Here is a 20,761-nt window from a genome sequence, read left to right as displayed (position 1 = left end):
CCATGACTGTTGACGACACTCGAGCAAAGCCCCGCTCCAGCGTGGAGGACGTCTGGCCCCTGTCGCCGCTGCAGGAGGGCATGCTTTACCACACCGCCCTGGACGGCGACGGCCCGGACACCTACACCGTGCAGTCCGTCTACGGCATCGACGGGCCGCTGAACGCCGGACGCCTGCGGGCGTCGTGGCAGGCTCTGGTGGACCGGCACGCCGCGCTGCGGGCCTGCTTCCGCTACGTCAGCGGCGCCCAGATGGTGCAGGTCATCCAGCGCGACGTGGAGATCCCGTGGCGCGAGACGGACCTCTCCGGGCTGCCCGACGAGATCGCCGACGGCGAGGTGAGCCGGCTGGCGGGCGACGAGATGGCCGAGCGGCTCTCCCTCGAGGCCGCGCCGCTGATGAAGCTGCACCTGATCCGGCTCGGCCCGGACCGCCACCGGCTCGTGCACACCCTGCACCACGTGCTGCTGGACGGCTGGTCCATGCCGATCCTGCACCGCGAGCTGGCCGCGATCTACGCGGCCGGCGGCGACGCCTCCGGCCTGCCGCCCGCGGTGTCCTACCGGGACTACCTCGCCTGGCTGGGCCGGCAGGACAAGGAGGCGGCCCGGGCCGCCTGGCGGGACGCGCTCGCCGGGCTGGAGACGCCCACCGCCGTCGTCCCGGCCGACCCGACCCGGGTGCCGGACATCGACACGGTGGTGGCCGAGCTGACCCCGGAGCAGACCGACGACCTGCTGCGCTGGGCGCGCGGTCGGAACCTCACGATGAACACCGTCGTGCAGGGCGCGTGGGCGGTCGTGCTGTCGCAGCTCGCCGGTCGTACCGACGTGGTGTTCGGCGCGACCGCCGCCGGGCGGCCCGCCGCCCTGCCCGGGGTGGAGCAGATGGTCGGCATGCTGCTCAACACCCTTCCGGTACGGGTCCGGCTGGACGGCGGGCAGCGGGTCGTCGACCTGCTCGCCGACGTGCAGCGCCAGCAGTCGGCGCTCGGTGCCTACCAGCATCTCGGCCTGCAGGAGGTGCAGGCCGTGGCCGGGCCCGGCGCGGTCTTCGACACGCTGGTCATCTACGAGAACTTCCCGCGCACCGGACTCGGCGGCTCGGCCGACGACGGGCTGACCATGATTCCGGTGCAGAAGGGACGCGACTCGTCGCACTACCCGTTCACGCTGGTCACCGGCCCGGGCGAGCGGATGCCGGTGATCCTCAACTACGACCGTGGCCTGTTCACCCCGGCGTTCGCGGCCTCGGTCGCCGACGCGGTCGTCCGCGTGCTGCTGCGCCTGGTGGCCGAACCGGACGTGCTGGTCGGCCGGCTGACGCTGATCGGTGACGCCGAGCGCGCGGCGGTGCTGGACGACTGGAACGCCACGGCGGGCCCGGTGCCCGGGGACTCGGTGGTCGAGATGTTCGGGCGGCGGGTGGCCGCGGCACCGGAGCGGGTGGCGGTCACCGACGCCGCCGGCGCGGAGCTCACCTACGCCGAACTCGACCAGGCCTCGAACCGGCTGGCCGCGCACCTCACCGCGCGTGGCGTCCGCCGTGGCGACCGCGTCGGGGTGGCCATGGACCGGTCCGCCGACCTGCTGGTGGTGTTCCTGGCGATCTGGAAGGCGGGTGCCGCGTACGTCCCGGTGGACATCGCCTACCCGGTCGAGCGGATCGCGCTGATCTTCGCCGACTCCGGGGTCTCGGCGGTGGTGTGCACCGAGGCCACCGGTGAGGGGCTGCCGCCGGCGACCGCGGACCGGATCACCGTCGTGCTCGACGAGCCGGCGACCCGGGCCGCCGTCGACGGCGCCGAGGCCACCGCGCCCGGGCTCCGGCTCGGTGCCGACGACCTGGCGTACGTCATGTACACCTCCGGCTCGACAGGCGTACCGAAGGGTGTCGCCGTCCCGCACGGCGCGGTGGCCGGGCTGGCCGGCGACCCCGGCTGGCAGATCGGCCCGGACGACTGCCTGCTGATGCACGCCACGCACGTCTTCGACCCCTCGCTCTACGAGATGTGGGTGCCGCTCACCACCGGTGGCCGCATCCTGGTCGCCGAGCCCGGTGTGGTCGACGCGGCCGGGATCAGGCGGGCCGTCGAACGCGGCGTCACGGCCGTGCACCTCACCGCCGGCACGTTCCGCGCGCTGGCCGAGGCGTCCCCGGACTGCTTCGCCGGCCTGCGTGAGGTCGGCACCGGCGGCGACGTGGTGCCCGCGCACACGGTGGCGAACCTGCGGCGGGCCCAGCCCGGCCTGCGGGTGCGCAACACCTACGGGCCGACCGAGACCACCCTGTGCGCGACCTGGAAGCCGATCGAGCCCGGTGCGGAACTCGGTCCGGAACTGCCGATCGGCCGTCCCATGCGCAACCGCCGGATCTACCTGCTGGACGCCTTCCTGCGCCCGGTCGCGCCGGGGGTGACCGGCGAGCTGTACATCGCCGGCACCGGGCTGGCCCGCGGCTACCTGTCCCGGCCGGACCTGACCGCCGAGCGGTTCGTGGCGTGCCCGTTCCGGCCCGGTGAGCGCATGTACCGGACCGGCGACCTGGCGCGCTGGAACGCCGACGGCGAGGTGGTGTTCCTCGGCCGGGCCGACGACCAGGTGAAGATCCGCGGCTTCCGGGTGGAGCTGGGCGAGGTGGAGGCGGCGCTGGCCGCCCAGCCCGGGGTGCGCGAGGCGGTGGTGGTGGCGCGCGAGGACCAGCCGGGCGAGAAGCGCCTGGTCGGCTACGTCGTCTCGGATACCGGTGAGCTGGACACCGAGGAGATCCGGCGGCAGCTGGGCCGGGTGCTGCCCGCGTACATGGTGCCGGTCGCGGTGGTCGGGCTGGTCAGCCTGCCGATCACCGCCAACAGCAAGGTGGATCGCCGCGCCCTGCCGGCCCCGGACCTGGCCGGCGGCACGTCGGCGAAGGCGCCGGAGAGCGAGACCGAGAAGGTGCTCTGCGCCCTCTACGCCGAGATCCTCGGCGTCGAGCGGGTCGGCGTCGACGACGCCTTCCACGACCTCGGGGGCAGCTCCGCGCTGGCCATGCGGCTGATCGCCCGGATCCGCGAGGAACTCGGCGCGGACCTGCCGATCCGCCAGCTGTTCTCCTCGCCGACCCCGGCCGGTGTCGCCCGGGCGCTGGCCGCGAAGGCACGGCCCGCCCTGGAGGCCGTGGCCCGGCCGGAGCGGGTGCCGCTCACCGCCCGGCAGCTGCGTGCCTGGCTGCTGGCCAGCCCGTCGGAGGAGACCCGGGGCCGGCACGTCTCGGTGGCGCTGCGGCTGCGCGGCCGGTTGGACGTGGCCGCCCTGGAGGCGGCGCTCGGCGACGTCGCCGACCGGCACGAGATCCTGCGGACCACGTTCCCCGGCGACGCGCAGACCGTCCGGCAGCACATCCACCCGAGCGTGCCGGTCCGGCTGGACCCGGTCCCGGCCACCGAGCGGGACGTTCCCGGACTGCTGGCGCGGTGGCGCGAGGAGCCGTTCGACCTGACCCGGGACGTGCCGTGGCGGTCCGGGCTGCTGGTGCTCGGCGAGCGGGAGCACGTGCTGTCGGTGACGCTGCACCGGATCGCCGCCGACGACGACTCGACGGACGTGTTCTTCCGGGACCTCGCTGCCGCGTACGGCGCCCGCCGCGCCGGCCGGGCACCGCAGCGGGCGCCGCTGGCCCTGCAGTTCGCCGACTACGCGATCTGGGAGCGGCGCCTGCTGGCGGCCGAGACCGACCAGGACAGCCTGATCAGCGACCAGCTGAACTTCTGGCGCAACCACCTGGCCGGCATCGACGGGGAGACGGTGCTGCCGTTCGACAGGCCGCGGCCGGCCCTCCCGTCGCGCCGGGCCGGCACCGTCGAGCTGCGGCTGGGCGCCGAGTCGCACGCCCGGCTGGCCGAGACGGCCGAGTCGGCCGGCGTGGACCTGCTCCAGGCGGTGCAGGCGGCGCTCGCCATGCTGCTGGCCGGGTACGGCGCCGGTGACGACCTGGTGATCGGCACGACGCTGCCCCGGGACGAGGACCTGATCGACCTGGAGCCGATGGTCGGCCCGTTCGCCCGGCCGTTCCCGATCCGTACCGATGTCTCGGCCGATCCGACCTTCCTGGAGGTGGTCGCCCGGGTGCAGGAGGCGGTCCGGGAGGCACGCCAGCACCTGGACGTGCCGTTCGAGAAGATCCCGGAGCTGCTGGACCTGCCGGCCTCGCTCTCCCGCCACCCGGTGTTCCAGGTGGGCCTGGAACTGAGCGAGGCGGACAACGGCGCCTGGGACGCCGCGGAACTGCCCGCCCTGCGCACGAGTGTCGAACCCGGCGGGGTCGAGGCCATGGAGCTGGACCTCGCGGTCAAGCTCGCCGAGCGCCGGGACGACGAGGACGAGGAGGCCGGCCTGGAGGGCGCCCTGCACTACCTCACCGACCTGTTCGACGAGGACACCGCCGAGGCGCTGGCGCACCGGCTGGTCCGGGTGCTGGAGCAGGTGGCGGCGGATCCGCGGCGGCGGATCAGCGAGCTGGACCTCTTCCTGGACGACACCGAGCGGTCCCGGCCGGCCATCGCCCCGGCGCGCTGGTCCGGGCCGGTGCCGGCGCTCGCCGCCGACCTGGCCGGGGACGGCCCGCTCGGCGCGCTGCTGCTCGACGACCGGCAGCGTCCGGTCGCGCCCGGCGCGGTCGGCGAGCTGTACCTCACCGGTCCCGCCGTGGACGCGGGCGCCGGCGACCAGCCGCGCGTGCCGTGCCCGTTCGGCGAGCCGGGGCACTCGATGCTGCGGACCGGCCTGCTGGTCCGCAAGTCCGCCGCCAAGACGCTGGTCGTGGTGGGGGAGCGGCGCGGGTCGAGCGCCTCGGTGAAGACCGGCGACTACGAGGTGCTGCTGCCGCTGCGTCCGGCCGGTGACCGCCCGCCGCTGTTCTGCGTGCACGCCAGCGGCGGCCTGAGCTGGAACTACGGGCCGTTGCTGCGGCACCTGCCGGCGAACCAGCCGGTGTACGGGCTGCAGGCCCGTGGCCTGGCCCGGACGGAGACGCTCCCGGCCAGCGTCGAGGAGATGGCCGCCGACTACGTCGCGCAGCTCCGCACCGTGCAGCCGTCCGGGCCGTACCAGCTGCTCGGCTGGTCGCTCGGCGGCCGGATCGCGCAGGCGATGACGGTGCTGCTCGAAGCCGAGGGGGAGCAGGTGAGCCTGCTCGCCCTGCTCGACGCGTACCCGGTCTACATGGGCAAGAACGCGAAGGGCACGGTGACCGAGGAGGCCGCGCGCAACGAGGCGGCCCTGGAGAAACGCAAGCAGCAGGAGCTGGAACTCGCCGGTCAGATGGTGCGGGGCGCCGGAGCCCGGCAGCGCCTGGAGGCGGTGATGCGCAACCTCTGGAAGGTCGGCCCGGCGCACACGGCGTCGCCGTTCACCAGCGACGTGCTGCTCTTCGTGGCCACCGTGGACCGCCCGGCGCACCTGCCGGTCCCGGAGGCGGTGGCCAGCTGGAAGGACGTGACCAGCGGGACCATCGAGCCGCACGAGATCCCGACGAACCACTACGAGATGGTGCAACCGGCGGCGCTGGCGCAGATCGGCGCCATCCTCGCCGAGAAGCTCCGCTCCCGGCCGGCGTCGTAGGGAAGGCGGGCAGCCATGCAGGCACAGCTCGTCGAGCAGCGCGTCGCGCTGCGCCCGCGCGCCGACGCCGCGCTGCCCGGCCGGCTGGCCGAGTCGCTCACCGCCTCGCAGGGTGCGCTGCTGCGCACCGAGGAGGTGGGCGACTGGCTGGCCGACGTCCGGCGCCGGCACGCGTTCCGGGTCGAGCGCATCCCGTTCAGCGAGCTGGACCGGTGGTCCTTCCACCCGGACACCGGCAACCTGGTCCACGCCAGCGGCAAGTTCTTCACCGTCGAGGGGCTGCGGGTCAGCTCCGAGACCGGCCCGCGGGCCGAGTGGTACCAGCCGATCATCAAGCAGCCCGAGGTCGGCATCCTCGGCATCCTGGTGAAGCGGATCGGCGGGGTCCTGCACTTCCTGATGCAGGCCAAGATGGAGCCGGGCAACCCCAATCTGCTCCAGTTGTCGCCGACGGTGCAGGCCACCCGGAGCAACTACACCCGGGTGCACGAGGGCGCGCCGGTGCGCTACCTGGACTACTTCCGGCAGCCGGGCCGGGGCCGGGTGGTGGCCGACGTGCTGCAGTCGGAGCACGGCTCGTGGTTCCACCGCAAGAACAACCGGAACATGATCGTCGAGGTGGACGAGGAGGTCGAGCCGCACGCCGACTTCTGCTGGCTCACCCTCGGGCAGATCGGTGAGCTGCTGCACCGGGACAACGTGATCAACATGGACGCCCGGACGGTGCTGGCCTGCGCGCCGATCGGGTCGGTGGACGCCGGCCGGGCGCCGGGGTCGTTCCTGGCCGCGCTGGCCCACTCCCGGCACGGCGCGGCGTTGCACCCGGACGTCGAGGTGCTGTCCTGGCTGACCGCCGAGCGGGCGCGGCTGAGCGTACGCGCCGAGCGGGTGCCTCTCGGGGGACTGCCCGGCTGGGTACGCGGGACGCACGCGATAGGCCGGCCCGACGGGCGGTTCTTCGAGGTGGTGGCCCTGTCGGTGGAGGCCGGCAGCCGGGAGGTGAGCCGGTGGACCCAGCCGGTGATCGAGCCGCGCGGGATGGGGATCAACGCGTTCGTCACGCGCCGGATCGACGGCGTGCTGCACGTGCTGGTCGCGGCCCGGGCGGAGGCCGGCTTCCTGGGCGCCCTGGAGCTGGGACCCACCGTGCAGTGCGTGCCGGGCAACCACGACGATCTGCCGATCGGTGACCGGCCCGCCTTCCTCGACCTGGTCCTGGGCGCCGACCCGGCCACCGTGCGCTACCAGGCGGTGCACTCCGAGGAGGGCGGCCGGTTCCTCAACGCGGAGAGCCGCTACCTGGTCCTGGAGCCGGCTCCGGAGCAGGCGCCGCTCGACCCGCCGGCCGGCTTCTGCTGGGTCACCGTGGGCCAGCTGATGTCCCTGGTCCGCCACAACAACTACGTCAACGTGCAGGCGCGCAGCCTGCTCGCCTGCCTGAACGGAATGTTGAGCGGGCTGCCGGCCTGACGAATACGACGTGTCCAAGTGTCAGTAATGGCCGCTTGGACCGCCTCGTGGACATCGGCTTCGTTCCGCACAATCGAGATCGCTGCCGCATTGCTGAAAGGACACGACGATGACCAACCCGTTCGCCAACGAAAACGGTTCCTTTTTTGTGCTCGTCAATGACGAGGGTCAGCATTCGCTGTGGCCGGCCTTCGCCGAGCAGCCCGCCGGCTGGACCGTGGCCCACGGTGCGGCGTCCCGTCAGGAATGCCTTGCCTATGTCGAGCAGAACTGGACGGACCTGCGGCCGAAGAGCCTGATCGCCGAGATCGGCGCCTGAGCGCCGCCATTTTTCGCCGAACACGATTTTCGGTACGCGATGAGCAGCGTTGCCGAATTCGCCGGAGCTGATCGGGCCGAAGCCGGCCGGAAACCCGCGGAATAGGGGATGCGAGATGCGTGTGCTGTTGTGGTCCTGCGGATCACGCGGAGATGTGGAACCGCTGGTGGCGTTGGCCGTACGATTGCGGGCCCTCGGGGCGGAGGTACGGATGTGCGCCCCGCCGGACAGCGCCGAGCGGCTCGCCGAGACCGACGTGCCGCTGGTGCCGGTCAGCCGGCCGGAGCGGCCCGGGCCGGAGTTCGCGGCCGCCGGGATCGCCGAGCAGTTCGACCAGGTCCCGGCGCTCGCCGAGGACTGTGACGTGGTGGTGGCCGGCGGCCTGCTGTCCGGCGCGGCAGCGGTCCGGTCGGTGGCCGAGAAGCTGGGCATCCCGTACTTCTACGTCGCGCTCTGCCCGATCCACCTGCCGACAGCGCTCGACGCGGCACAGCGGGCGCGGTACAACCAGGGCGCCGACGGCCTGTTCGCCGGCGCGCTGGACGAGCGGCGGGCGTCGATCGGCCTGCCGCCGGTGCGGAACCTGTTCGACTACGGCTGCACCGACCGGCCCTGGCTGGCCGCCGACCCGGTGCTGGCCCCGCTGGGCCCGGGCCTGGAGGCCGAGCAGACCGGCGCGTGGATCCTGCCCGACGAGCGTCCGCTCAGCGCGGAGCTGGAGGCGTTCCTGGCGGCCGGGCCGCCGCCGGTGTACGTGGGCTTCGGCAGCTCGGACGGGACCGCCGACGCCGCGCAGGTGGCGATCGAGGCGATCCGCGCGCAGGGCCACCGGGTGATCCTCTCCCGCGGCTGGGCCGACCTGGCGCTGCCCGACGACGGGGACGACCTGTTCGCGGTCGGCGAGGTCAACCTCCAGGCGCTGTTCCGCCGGGTGGCCGCCGCCATCCACCACGACGGCACCGGCACCACGCACGTGGCCACCCGGGCCGGCGTCCCGCAGATCGTGGTACGCCAGATCGTCGGTCAGATCTACTACTCCGACCGGGTGGCCGAGCTGGGTATCGGCGCGGCGATCGACGGTCCGGCACCGACCCTCGAGTCCTTCTCGGCAGCTCTCACGACGGCCCTGGCCCCGGCGACCCGGGTCCGGGCGGCCGAGGTGGCCGGGACGATCCGGACCGACGGGGCCGAGGTGGCCGCGCGGAAGCTGTTCGATGTCGTCGGCCGGGCGAAGCCGCCGGTTGCCGCCGCGGCGCGGAGGGGATAGGGCGATGCGCGTCTTGTTGTCCACTTCGGGAAGTCGCGGCGACGTCGAACCGCTGGTGGCGCTGGCGGTACGGCTGCGGGAGCTGGGCGCCGAGGTGCGGGTGTGCGCCTCGCCGGACTCGGCCGACCGGCTGGCCGAGGTCGGTGTGCCGTTCGTGCCGGTCGGCGCGTCCGCGCGGGCCGTGATGAACGGCCGCCGGCCGCGTCCCGAGGACGGGCCGCGGCTCGCCGCCGAGGCGATGGCCACGCAGTTCGAGCAGGTCCCGGCGGCCGCCGACGGGTGTGACGTGGTGATCGCGACAGGGGTGCTGGCCGCCGCCGTCGCCGTCCGGTCGGTGGCCGAGAAACTCGGTATCCCGTACTTCTACGGCTTCTACTGCCCGATCTTCGTGCCGTCCCCGCACTACCCGCCGCCGCCCCCGCTCGGCGAGGCGCCGGCACCGGACGGCACCGACAACCGGGCACTGTGGGAGCGGAACAACCAGAGCGCCCTGCGGCGGTTCGGCGACCCGCTGAACAGCCAGCGCGCGGCTGTCGGCCTGCCCGCGGTGCGGGACATCTTCCGGTACGGCTTCACCGACCGTCCCCTGGTGGCGGCGGACCCGGTCCTGGCCCCGATGCGGCCGACCGACCTCGACGCCGTGCAGACCGGCGCGTGGATCCTGCCCGACCAGCGCCCGCTCGCCGCGGAGCTGGAGGCGTTCCTGGCGGCCGGCCCGCCCCCGGTGTACGTGGGCTTCGGCAGCATGCCCGCGCCGGCCGAGGCCGCGCGGGCGGCCGTCGAGGCGATCCGGGCACAGGGCCGCCGGGTGATCCTGTCCCGGGGCTGGGCCGGCCTGGCGCTGCCCGACGACGGGGACGACTGCCTCACCGTGGGCGAGGTGAACCACCAGGCGCTGTTCGGCCGGGTGGCCGCCGTGATCCACCACGGCGGCGTGGGCACCACCACCACCGCGGCCCGGGCCGGCGTTCCGCAGCTGGTGGTGCCGCAGATGGTGGACCAGCCGTACTTCGCCGGCCGGGTGGCCGAGCTGGGCATCGGGGTGGCGCACCCCGGCCCGGTACCGACCGTCGCGTCGCTGTCGGCCGCGCTGCCCGCGGTCCTGGACCCGCGGACCCGGGCCCGGGCGGCCGAGGTGGCCGGCACGATCCGCACCGACGGGACGACCGTCGCCGCCGAGTTGCTGCTCGGCGCGGCGAGCCCGGTCGTTCCCGCGTGACCCGCACTTTTCCGGAGGGGAGATACGAGATGCGTGTGTTGTTGGCGGTGTCGGGGAGCCGAGGTGACGTCGAATCGCAGCTGGCGCTCGCGGTGCGACTGCAGGAGATCGGTACCGAGGTGCGGATCTGCGCACCGCCCGCCTCCGCGGAGCGGCTGGCCGAGGTCGGCGTGCCGTTCGTGCCGGTCGGCCAGGCGATGCGGATGATGCTGCAGGACGGGATGGCGCCGCCGTCGCCCGAGGACGAGCGGCGGATGGCCGCCGAGTCGGTCGCCGTCCAGTTCGACCAGGTCCCGGCGGCCGCCGAGGGCTGTGACGCGGTGGTGGCCAGCGGGGAGCTGGCGGCCGCCGTCGCCGTCCGGTCGGTCGCCGAGAAGCTGGGCATCCCGTACTTCTACGCGGCCTACAGCCCGGCCTACCTGCCGTCGCCGCACTACCCGCCGCCGCTGGACGAACCGACCGCCCCGGGCGTGACCGACAACCAGGCGCTCTGGGACCAGCGCGCCGCGGACTTCCAGGACCGGTTCGGCGAGGCGATCGACAGCCAGCGGGCCAGGCTGGGGCTGCCGCCGGTGGCGGACATCTTCCGGTACGGCTACACCGACCGCCCGTGGCTGGCCTCGGACCCGGTCCTGGCCCCCCTGCAGCCCGGCACCGACGCCGTGCAGACCGGCGCGTGGATCATGCCGGACACCCGCCCGCTCACCCGAGAGGTGGAGGCGTTCCTGGCGGCCGGCCCGCCGCCGGTGTACGTGGGCTTCGGCAGCACCGCGGAGACCGGCGACATCGCCCAGCTGGCCCTCGCGGCGGTCCGGGCACAGGGCCGCCGGGCGATCCTGCTGCGCGGCTGGGCCGACGCCGACCTGCCCGACGACGCGGACGACTGCCTCGCCATCGAGGAGGCCAACTTCCACCTGCTGTTCGGCCGGATGGCGGCGGTCGTCCACCACGGCGGCGCGGGCACGGCCACCGCCGCGGCGCGGGCCGGCGCCCCGCAGGTCGTGATCGCCCAGTACACCGACCAGCCGTACTTCGCGCAGCGGGTGGCCGAGCTGGGCATCGGTGTCGCGCACGACGGTCCGATCCCGACCTTCGACTCGCTGTCGGCGGCCCTCACCACGGCGCTGGCCCCGGCGACCCGCGCCCGGGCGGCCGAGGTGGCCGGCACGATCCGCTCCGACGGGCCGGCGGTCGCCGCGCGGTTGCTGCACGACACGGTCCGCCCGGCGACGGCGTCCGTCCCCGCCTGAACCCCACCGACACCGACGAGGGTGACCCATGACTGAGCTAGCTCCTGAAGCGCACGAGAACCGGCAGATGGCGGAGTGGTTCGGCCTGGACGCCGCCCGCTACGACCGCGCCCGGCCCACCTATCCCGAGGCGCTGATCGACCGGATCGTCACCTTGAGCCCCGGCAAGCGATTCGTCGACGTCGGGTGCGGTACCGGCATCTCCTCCCGCCCGTTCCAGGCGGCCGGGTGCCAGGTCCTCGGCGTCGAGCCGGACGCGCGGATGGCCGCCTTCGCCCGCACCCGGGGCCTGGACGTCGAGGTGGCCCGCTTCGAGGAGTGGGACCCGGCCGGGCGCAGCTTCGACGCTGTCGTCTCGGGCACCGCCTGGCACTGGGTGGACCCGTTCGCCGGTGCCCGGAAGGTGGCCGAGGTGCTGGCCCCGCACGGGCTGCTGGCCCTGTTCGACAACGGCTTCGAGATCCCGCCGGCGGTGCTGGCGGCGCAGGCCGAGGCGTACCGGCGGGCCGTGCCGGAGTCGTCCGCCGCGGAACCCGCCGAGCCGGAGCGGCCGGCGGCGGACGCGGAGAGCCACGCCGAGCAGATCTACGCGAAGCAGTACGTGCGCTCCGCCGAGGGCATCCGGCGCACCGGCGCGTTCGGCGAGCCGGCGGAGCTGCGCTTCACCTGGGAGCGGACGTACACCCGCGACGAGTGGCTGGACGTGCTGCCCACCCAGGGCGGCCTGCACCACCTGCCCGAGGACGCGCGCGCCCGGTTCCTCGAGCACGTCGGCGCCGCGATCGACGACCTCGGCGGCGCGTTCACCGTGACCTACACGACGGCCGGGATCACCGCGCTCAAGCGCTGACACAGGAGTGCCGACATGCGTGTGTTGTTCTGGTCGTACGGACCTCGCGGCGACGTCGAACCGCTGGTGGCCCTGGCCGCCCGGGTACGCGACCTCGGCGCGGAGCCGCGGATGTGCGTGCCCTCGGACTTCGCGGCGCGGCTGGCCGAGCTCGGGCTGCCGATGACGCTGGCCGGCCGGTCGGTGTTCGAGGGCGCCCGGGGGCTGGGTGGCCCGCCCGAGCCCGGGCAGGTGGCCGCGGAGATCGGCGAACTGTTCGACACCGTACCGGCGGTCGCCGACGGATGTGACGTGGTGGTGGCCGCCGGCCTGCTGTCCGGCGCGGCAGCGGTCCGGTCGATCGCCGAGAGCCGCGGCATCCCCTACTTCTACGCCGTTCCGTCACCGCTGCTGCTGCGGCTCTCGCCGGCCCAGCGCGCCCAGTACAACCAGGGTGCCGACGCGATGTTCGGCGGCCCGATCAACGAGCGGCGGCTGGCGCTCGGCCTGCCGCCGGTGCGGAACCTGTTCGACTACGGCCGCACCGACCGGCCGTGGCTGGCGGCCGATCCGGTCCTGGCCCCGCTGGACGCGGGCCAGGTGGCCGAGCAGACCGGTGCGTGGCTGGTGCCCGACGAGCGTCCGCTCGGCGCCGAGCTGGCGGCGTTCCTGGCGGCCGGCCCGCCGCCGGTGTACGTGGGTTTCGGCAGCGGGCCCGCTCCGGCCGGGGTGGCCGAGGTCGCCGTCGCGGCGATCCGGGCACAGGGCCGGCGGGTGATCCTGTCCCGTGGCTGGGCCGGCCTGGAACCGCCCGACGACGGGGACGACCTGCTCGCCGTCGACGAGGTGAACGTCCAGGTGCTGTTCGGCCGGGTGGCCGCCGTCGTGCACCACGGCGGCACCGGCACCACGCACGTGGCCACCCGGGCGGGCGTCCCGCAGATCGTGGTGCCCCAGATCGCGGACCAGCCGTACTTCGCCGCGCGGGTGGCCGAGCTGGGCATCGGCGTGGCGCACGACGGCCCGGCACCGACCGTCGCCTCGCTCGGCGCGGCGCTCGCCTCGGCGCTGGCGCCGGAGACCGGCGAGCGGGCGGCCGCCGTGGCCCGCACGATCCGCGCCGGCGGGACGACCGTGGCGGCGGCGGCGCTGCTCGACGCGGTCAGCCGGGCCTCGGTGTAGGCCGCCGGTTCGGCAATTCCTTCGACGATCGGGAGCCAGACAAGTGACGACTCGTGTATGGGATTACCTGGCGGAGTACGCCAAGGAGAAGGACGACATTCTCGACGCCGTGCAGAAGGTGTTCGGCTCGGGGCAGCTGGTGCTCGGCGAGAGTGTCCGGGAGTTCGAAGCCGAGTTCGCCGGATATCACGGGCTCGCCCACTGCACCGGCGTCGACAACGGCACCAACGCGGTGAAGCTCGGCCTCGAGGCCCTGGGCATCGGCCCCGGCGACGAGGTGATCACCGTGTCCAACACGGCGGCGCCCACCGTGGTCGCCATCGCCGGCGCCGGGGCGACCCCGGTCTTCGCCGACATCCGGGCCGACGACTTCCTGATCGACGTCGACCAGGTCGCCGCCGCGATCACCCCGCGGACCAAGGCGATCGTCCCGGTGCACCTGTACGGCCAGTGCGCCGACATGGCCGCGCTGAACCGCCTGGCCGGCGAGCACGGGCTCAAGATCCTGGAGGACTGCGCGCAGGCGCACGGGGCCCGGCAGCACGGGCGGATCGCCGGGACGATGGGCGACGCCGCCGCGTTCTCCTTCTATCCCACCAAGGTGCTCGGCGCGTACGGCGACGGCGGCGCGGTGCTGACCTCGGACGAGGAGATCGACCGCAACCTCCGGCAACTGCGCTACTACGGCATGGAGAAGGTCTACTACGTCGTGCGGTCGCCGGGTCACAACGCCCGGCTCGACGAGGTCCAGGCCGAGATCCTGCGCCGCAAGCTGCGCCGTCTCGACGACTACATCGCCGGGCGCAACGCCGTCGCCCGCCGGTACGAGGAACGCCTCGGCGACCTCACCGGGCCGGGCGGGCTGCTGCTGCCGGCCACCAACCCCGGCAACACCCACGTCTACTACGTGTACGTGGTCCGCCACCCGCGCCGCGACGAGATCATCGAGGCGCTCAAGAGCCACGACATCTTCCTGAACATCAGCTACCCGTGGCCGGTGCACACCATGAGCGGCTTCGCCGGCCTCGGCTACCGGCCGGGCTCGCTGCCGGTCACCGAGGAACTGGCCGGCGAGATCTTCTCCCTGCCGATGTACCCGTCGCTGCCGGAGAGCGAGCAGGACCGGGTCATCGACGCGCTGCGTACCGTGCTGGAGAAGCTGTGACCGCCGCCGGCAGCCGGACCGTCGGCGGGGTGACCGTCGTGCCGTCCGTCATCGAGGGCGCCTTCCGGTTCGAGCCCGCGGTGTACCCGGACAGCCGGGGGCTGTTCTCGTCGCCGTACCAGGACGCCGCGTTCGCCGAGGCGCTCGGCCGCCCGCTCTTCCCGGTCCGGGACGTGAGCCACAACCGGTCCGCCCGGGGCGTGCTGCGCGGCATCCACTACACGGCCACCCCGCCCGGCCGGGCCAAGTACGTCTACTGCCCGTACGGCGAGGTCCGGGACTACCTGGTCGACCTGCGGGTCGGCTCACCCACCTACGGCCGGTGGGAGATGACCGAGCTCAGCGGGGACAACTGCCGGGCCCTCTACATCCCGGTCGGGGTGGGGCACGCGTTCCTGTCGCTGCGGGACGACTCCGTGGTGGTCTACGTGATGTCCGAGGGATACGTCCCGGCCAACGAGCTCGCGGTCTCGCCCCTGGACCCGGCGATCGGCCTGCCGATCCCGGATGACCTGGAGATCCAGCAGTCCGACCGGGACCGGGCGGCGCCGACGCTGGCCGAGGCCCGCGAGCGCGGCCTGCTGGACGACTACGACCTGTGCCGGAACGTGGAGGCGAAGCTGTGGCGCTGACCCCACCCCTGATCGTGTTGCTCGGCGCCAGCGGGTTCGTCGGCTCGGCGGTGCTGCGGGAGCTGGCCACCCGCCCGGTCCGGGTACGCGCGGTGTCCCGCCGCCCGGCCGTCGTGCCCGGGGACGCCCGCGCCGAGATCGAGGTGCTGACCGTCGACCTGTGCGAGCCGGGCCGGATGGCCGAGGCGGTGGCCGGCGCCGACATCGTGATCCACGCCGTGGCGTACATCGACGGGGTGACGACCTGGCGGGTCGCGGACGGCGACTCGGCGGCGGAGCGGGTCACCGTCGGCCTGGTCCGTGATCTGGTCGACGTCGCGCGGTCCGGGCGGGCCGATGGCGCGCCGCCGCTGCGGGTGGTGTTCACCGGCGCGGCCTCGCAGGTCGGCGTGGCACCCCGCGAGGTGCTGGACGGCACCGAGACCGACCGGCCGGCCGGGGAGTACGACAGGCAGAAGCTGGCCGCCGAGACGACCTTGCTGGCCGCCCACGCGGAGGGCGTCGTCGAGGCGACCTCGATCCGGCTGCCGACGGTCTTCGGCTCCGGTCCGCGGTCCACGGCCCGGGACAAGGGTGTGGTGTCGCTGATGGTGCGCCGCGCCGTGGCCGGCCAGGACATCACCATGTGGCACGACGGCACGGTACGCCGCGACCTGGTCTACATCGACGACGTGGCCCGCGCCCTGGTGGCCGCCGCCGAGCACGTCACGGAGCTGGCCGGCCGGGCCTGGCTGCTCGGCTCCGGGCACGGCACCCCGCTGGGCGAGGTGTTCGCCACGGTGGCCGAGCTGGTCGCCGCCGAGACCGGCAAGCCGCCGGTGGCGGTGCTGTCGGTGCCGCCGCCCGCGAACGCCGAGGCCGGCGACTTCCGCAGCGTCACCATCGACGCCTCGGCGTTCCGCGCGGTCACCGGCTGGGAGCCGCGGGTGCCGCTGGACGAGGCGCTCGCGCGTACGGTGGCTCATTGCGTCCAGGAGGTCGAGCCGTCCTGATGGCAGATATCACCGGAGACCAGCGGATCCAATCCGAGGTGCTGGAAGGGCTGGCGACGGCGGTGAACCACCGGCGGTGGTTCGTCGAGCTGGCGATGCCGTACCTGGGGGAGAACCCGATCGAGGTCGGCAGCGGCCTCGGCGACTACGCGATCGAGTGGGCCGCCCGCCTGCCCCGGTTCACCGCGACCGAGGCCGACCCGGATCGGCTCGTGCAGCTCGAGAAGCGGATGAGCGGGTTCGCCAACATCGAGGTGCGCCAGCTGCTGCTGCCCGCCGACGGCCTGGCCGGCGAGTACAGCGCCGCCGTCTCGTACAACGTCCTCGAACACATCGAGGACCACGTCGGCGCGCTGCGGGGCATGGGCGCGCTGGTCCGGCCGGGCGGCCGCGTCATCCTGATCGTGCCGGCGTTCATGTTCGCCATGAGCCGGGTCGACATCGCCACCGGCCACCTCCGCCGGTACACGAAGAAATCGATGCGCGCGGCCATGGACGAGGCCGGTCTGCGGATCGAGCGGCTGCACTACGCGAACGCCCTCGGCCTGATCGGCTACTACGGCGCCACCAGCATCTTCAAACTGGCGCCGAAGGAGGGCCCGATGGTCCGGCTGTACGACCGATTCGTGCTGCCGGTCACCAGGGCCGCCGAGCGGGTCGTCCGCCCGCCGTTCGGGCAGTCCGTGTTCGTGGTGGCCCGCACGCCCGGCTGACCGGGCCGGGGTGTCCAGCCGCGCAATGCGTCCGGTTGGACGGCTCGCCGCCGCCCGATGGCCGGCGGCATTCTGTCCAACCCAGGCCGGTTGTCGTGCGGCAATGGCGTCCGCAAAATGGTAACCGCACTTCGTTTTTCGGCGCCGGAGAAACGGTCGCTGAATTGGATTCCCGCGATGAATTCCGTTGTCGATTATTCACGCCTGGAGGTACCGGGTGTCTGAAACACTCACCGAACTGTCGTCGCCCGCCCATGACCCGGTGCCCGCCAGCCGTTCCCCCCGCTGGACGTTCTGGCGCTCGCCGGACGACCAGCCGCGGTGGGCCCGTCCCGCGCTGCTGGGCATCGCCCTCGTCGCACTGGTGCTGTACGCCTGGAACCTGCGGCGGGCCGATTTCGCGCCGTTGTACTCCGAAGCCGTCAAGAGCATGTCCGGGAGCTGGAAGGCGTTCTTCTACGGCGCTGCCGACCCGGAGGCCACGTACACCCTGGACAAGCTCGCCGGCTCCTTCGTGCCGCAGGCCATCTCCGCCCGGATCTTCGGCTATCACGCCTGGTCGCTCGCGCTGCCGCAGGTCATCGAGGGGGTGATCTCGGTACTGGTGCTGTACCGCGTGGTGCGGCGCTGGGCGGGGGTGGTGCCCGGCCTGCTGGCCGCCGCCATCTTCACCCTCACCCCGGTCACCGCCTCGCTGTTCGGGCACAGCATGGCGGACGGCGCACTGGTCATGTGCCTGATCCTGGCCACCGACGCGTACCAGCGCGCGGTCCTGGAGGGCCGGCTCCGGTCGCTGGTCTGGTCCGGTGTCTGGATCGGGGTGGCCTTCCAGACCAAGAGCCTGCAGGCGTGGATGATCCTGCCGGCCCTGACGCTCGGCTACCTGCTGACCGCGCCGGTCGCGCTGCGCCGCCGGGTGCGGCACCTCGGACTCGCCGGGGTGGTGATGCTCGCCGTGTCGCTGTCGTGGGTGATGCTCTACACCGTCACCCCGGCGAGCGAGCGGCCCTATGTCAGTGGCAGCACGAACAACAGCGCCTTCGCCATGGTGTTCGGATACAACGGCCTGTCCCGATTCGGCATCCAGCTGCCCGGCGCCTCGCCCCTGAACTTCCGGGGCGGCCCGCCGGCGCTCGGCCCGGACGGGACCGCCGGCCAGGACAACACCGGGATGGTCGGCTCCCGGGCCGCGGACCAGGGTGAGACGGGCGGTCCGGGTGGGCCGGACGCGCAGGGCAACGTCGGTTCGAAGGCGCAGGATCTGGGTGAGACGGGCGGTCCGGACGCGCAGGGCAACGTCGGTTCGAAGGCGCAGGATCTGGGCGAGACGGGTGGGCCGGACGCGCAGGGCAATGTCGGTTCGAAGGCACAGGATCTCGGCGAGGCCGGCGGCCCGGCCGAGGCCGGCGGGCCGATGGGGCCGCCCGGCGGTGACGAGTCCAAGAGGGAGAGCCGGACCGACCCGATGGGCTGGACCAAGCTGTTCGACGGCCACCTCGGTGTCGCGATCGCCTGGCTCTTCCCGCTCAGCGTCCTGAGCCTGCTGTACGGGCTCTGGTCACGCCGCCGCGCCGAGCGCACCGATCCGGTGCGTGGCGGGCTGGTGATGTGGGGCGTCTGGCTGGTGACCCTGGGCCTGGTCTTCAGCGGCGGCAACGTCGACCACACCGCGTTCGTGGCCGACCTGGCTCCGGCGATCGCGGCCGTCTGCGCCTTCGGCATCGTGCTGTTCTGGCGGGCGTACCGGCAGGGCGGCACGCAGTCCTGGCTGCTGCCCGTCGCGGTCGCCGCCGAGGTGGCCTACGGCGCCTGGCTGTGGTCGCACTTCCCGAACTTCCTGACCTGGGCGAAGTGGGGCACGCTCGCGCTCGGCGCGGTCGCCCTGGTGGCGCTGGTGCTGGCCCGGATGACCAGGACCGCGTCCACCGCTCTGCTCACCACCGCGCTCGCCCTCGGGGTGGCGGCCATGCTGGCGGCGCCGGCCACCTACGCCCTCTCGGTACTCGATCCGGACTACTCCGGCGACTCCTTCGACGCCAACGCCGGACCGGCGTCGGGTTCCGCGTGACGGCCTGTCGCTGACCGGAAATGCTCGCGTGAAAGGAGCGCTGCTGTGGATGTAGTAATGCAATTCGGTGGACCTGCGAAGAGTGAGGAGGACGATCCGGATCCCTGGCAGACGAAGGTCCGCCCGGGGACGCTGCGCCGGGTGCTCGGCTATTTCCGCCCGCACATCGGCAAGGTGGCGCTCTTCGTTCTCATCGCCTCGCTGGATTCGCTCATCGTCGTCGCCTCCCCGTTGCTGCTGTTGAAACTGGTGAACGACGGCATTCTGAAGAACGATCTCCGGGTCGTGGTGCTGATGGCCTGCCTGGCCGCCGGGCTCGCCGTGGCGGGCGGGCTGCTGGAGCTGGTGTCCGCCTACATCTCCGGCCGGATCGGCCAGGGCGTCAGCTACGACCTGCGGGTGCAGGCGCTGCGCCACGTGCAGCGGCTGCCCATCGCGTTCTTCACCCGGACACAGACCGGCGTGCTGATCGGCCGGCTGCACACCGAACTGATCATGGCGCAGCAGCAGTTCGGCTACCTGCTGATGGCGGCCACCAGCGGGCTCACCGTGGTGCTGGTGCTGGTCGAGCTCTTCTACCTGTCGTGGCTGGTCGCGGTCGTCACCCTGGTGGTGATCCCGCTGTTCATCATTCCCTGGGTCTACGTGGGACGGGTGATCCAGCGGCGCACCGAACGGCTGATGGACGCCAACGCCGGGCTCGGCGGGCTCCTCCAGGAGCGGTTCAACGTCCAGGGCGCGATGCTCTCCAAGCTCTTCGGCCGTCCGGACGAGGAGATGGCGGAGTACGCGAGCCGGGCCGGGAAGATCCGCAACATCGGCGTGAGCCTCTCCGTGTACGGCCGGCTGGCCTTCGTGATGATGGGGCTGATGGCCTCGCTCGCCACGGCGCTGGTCTACGGGCTCGGTGGCAGTCTGGTGCTCGACGGCGCGTTCCAGCTGGGCACGCTGGTCGCCATCGTGACCCTGCTGGGTCGGCTGTTCGGGCCGATGGTCCAGCTGTCCGGGCTGCAGGAGACGGCGCAGACCATCGTGGTCGGCTTCTCCCGCACCTTCGAGCTGCTCGACCTCAAGCCGCTGATCGAGGAGCGGGACGAGCCGGTCGCGCTGCCCAAGAACGTGGCGCCGGACATCGCGTTCGAGGATGTCGCGTTCCGCTACCCGACGGCGGACGAGGTCTCGCTGGCGTCGCTGGAGTACGTGCGGGCGGAGAAGATGCGCGGCGAGACGCCGCCGCAGGTGCTGCGCGACGTGAACTTCCGGGTCCCGGCCGGCACCATGACCGCGCTCGTCGGGCCGTCCGGCGCCGGCAAGAGCACGCTCACCCACCTGGTGTCCCGGCTCTACGACCCGGTCTCCGGAACGGTCCGGGTCGGCGGGCACGACCTGCGCGACGTCTCGTTCGACTCGCTGCGCGAGACGGTCGGGGTGGTCAGCCAGGACGCGTACCTCTTCCACGACACGATCCGCGAGAACCTGCTCTACGCCCGTCCGGACGCCACCGAGGAACAGCTGATCGAGGCGTGCAAGGGCGCCCAGATCTGGGATCTGATCGCGTCTCTGCCGGGTGGGTTCGACACCGTCACCGGCGATCGCGGCTACCGCATGTCGGGCGGCGAGAAGCAGCGGCTGGCCATCGCCCGGCTGCTGCTCAAGGAGCCCACCGTCATGGTGCTGGACGAGGCCACCGCGCACCTGGACTCCGAGTCGGAGGCCGCCGTCCAGCGGGCCCTCAAGACCGCCCTGCGCAACCGCACCTCCCTGGTGATCGCCCACCGGCTGTCCACCATCCGGGAGGCCGACCAGATCCTGGTGATCGACGGCGGCCGGGTCGCGGAGAGCGGGACGCACGAGGAACTGCTGGCCCGGGGCGGTCTCTACGCCGAGCTGTACCACACGCAGTTCGCCCGGCCGGAACGCAACGGGACCAGGCCGGCCGAGGAGATCCAGCCGGCGAGCAATGGCACCGAGTTCATCGTCACCGAGCCGCAACCGCTGCGCCACGTGGTGCGGGGCGGATGACCGAGCGCAGAGGCTCCGGCCGCGGCCGGAGCG

Annotated in this window: 14 protein-coding genes; all 14 read left to right on the top strand. The window is 73.2% G+C overall.

The annotated features are described in order from the left end of the window. Positions 1-2: 2 nt before the first annotated feature. Complete coding sequence (locus tag Actob_RS32450; RefSeq protein ID WP_284915673.1) at positions 3-5,600, top strand: non-ribosomal peptide synthetase; 5,598 nt, start codon at positions 3-5, stop codon at positions 5,598-5,600. Positions 5,601-5,615: 15 nt separating this feature from the next. After that, positions 5,616-7,070 carry an NDP-hexose 2,3-dehydratase family protein gene (locus Actob_RS32445; RefSeq protein WP_284915672.1) on the top strand — a complete coding sequence of 485 codons (1,455 nt, stop codon included), beginning with the start codon at positions 5,616-5,618 and terminating at the stop codon, positions 7,068-7,070. Positions 7,071-7,179: 109 nt separating this feature from the next. Beyond that, the gene (locus tag Actob_RS32440) at positions 7,180-7,389 is read left to right on the top strand and encodes an MbtH family protein (protein WP_284915670.1); all 210 of its coding nucleotides are present in this window, start codon (positions 7,180-7,182) and stop codon (positions 7,387-7,389) included. A 115-nt stretch (positions 7,390-7,504) separates the two neighbouring features. Then, positions 7,505-8,656 carry a glycosyltransferase gene (locus Actob_RS32435; RefSeq protein WP_284915669.1) on the top strand — a complete coding sequence of 384 codons (1,152 nt, stop codon included), beginning with the start codon at positions 7,505-7,507 and terminating at the stop codon, positions 8,654-8,656. Positions 8,657-8,660: 4 nt separating this feature from the next. Continuing rightward, positions 8,661-9,875, top strand: coding sequence for a glycosyltransferase (locus Actob_RS32430; RefSeq protein WP_284915668.1), 1,215 nt, complete (start codon positions 8,661-8,663; stop codon positions 9,873-9,875). A gap of 29 nt (positions 9,876-9,904) precedes the next feature. Then, positions 9,905-11,125: a glycosyltransferase gene (locus Actob_RS32425; RefSeq protein WP_284915667.1), complete on the top strand. Its 1,221-nt coding sequence runs from the start codon at positions 9,905-9,907 to the stop codon at positions 11,123-11,125. A gap of 28 nt (positions 11,126-11,153) precedes the next feature. Next, complete coding sequence (locus Actob_RS32420; RefSeq protein WP_284915665.1) at positions 11,154-11,975, top strand: class I SAM-dependent methyltransferase; 822 nt, start codon at positions 11,154-11,156, stop codon at positions 11,973-11,975. Between the two features lie 15 nt (positions 11,976-11,990). After that, positions 11,991-13,136, top strand: coding sequence for a glycosyltransferase (locus tag Actob_RS32415; RefSeq protein WP_284915664.1), 1,146 nt, complete (start codon positions 11,991-11,993; stop codon positions 13,134-13,136). 43 nt (positions 13,137-13,179) lie between these two features. Beyond that, on the top strand, positions 13,180-14,301 hold the full coding sequence (locus Actob_RS32410) for a DegT/DnrJ/EryC1/StrS family aminotransferase (protein ID WP_284915662.1): 1,122 nt from the start codon (positions 13,180-13,182) through the stop codon (positions 14,299-14,301). Next, positions 14,298-14,933 carry a dTDP-4-dehydrorhamnose 3,5-epimerase family protein gene (locus tag Actob_RS32405; protein WP_284915661.1) on the top strand — a complete coding sequence of 212 codons (636 nt, stop codon included), beginning with the start codon at positions 14,298-14,300 and terminating at the stop codon, positions 14,931-14,933. Before Actob_RS32410 ends, Actob_RS32405 begins: the two co-directional genes overlap by 4 nt. Next, positions 14,924-15,925: an NAD-dependent epimerase/dehydratase family protein gene (locus tag Actob_RS32400; RefSeq protein ID WP_284915660.1), complete on the top strand. Its 1,002-nt coding sequence runs from the start codon at positions 14,924-14,926 to the stop codon at positions 15,923-15,925. The genes Actob_RS32405 and Actob_RS32400 overlap by 10 nt, the downstream gene beginning before the upstream one ends. Next, positions 15,925-16,638: a class I SAM-dependent methyltransferase gene (locus Actob_RS32395; protein WP_284915659.1), complete on the top strand. Its 714-nt coding sequence runs from the start codon at positions 15,925-15,927 to the stop codon at positions 16,636-16,638. The genes Actob_RS32400 and Actob_RS32395 overlap by 1 nt, the downstream gene beginning before the upstream one ends. 217 nt (positions 16,639-16,855) lie before the next feature. Beyond that, a complete protein-coding gene (locus Actob_RS32390; protein ID WP_284915658.1) occupies positions 16,856-18,706 on the top strand; it encodes an ArnT family glycosyltransferase in 1,851 nt (616 codons plus the stop codon). 45 nt (positions 18,707-18,751) lie between these two features. After that, positions 18,752-20,728, top strand: a complete 1,977-nt coding sequence (locus tag Actob_RS32385) for an ABC transporter ATP-binding protein (protein WP_284915657.1) — start codon at positions 18,752-18,754, stop codon at positions 20,726-20,728. The last annotated feature ends 33 nt before the right edge of the window (positions 20,729-20,761 follow it).

The sequence above is a fragment of the Actinoplanes oblitus genome (genome assembly GCF_030252345.1).
Lineage (GTDB): Bacteria > Actinomycetota > Actinomycetes > Mycobacteriales > Micromonosporaceae > Actinoplanes > Actinoplanes oblitus.
The sequence above is the reverse complement of the archived record's forward strand: the minus strand, read 5'-3'. Positions and strand labels throughout refer to the sequence as shown.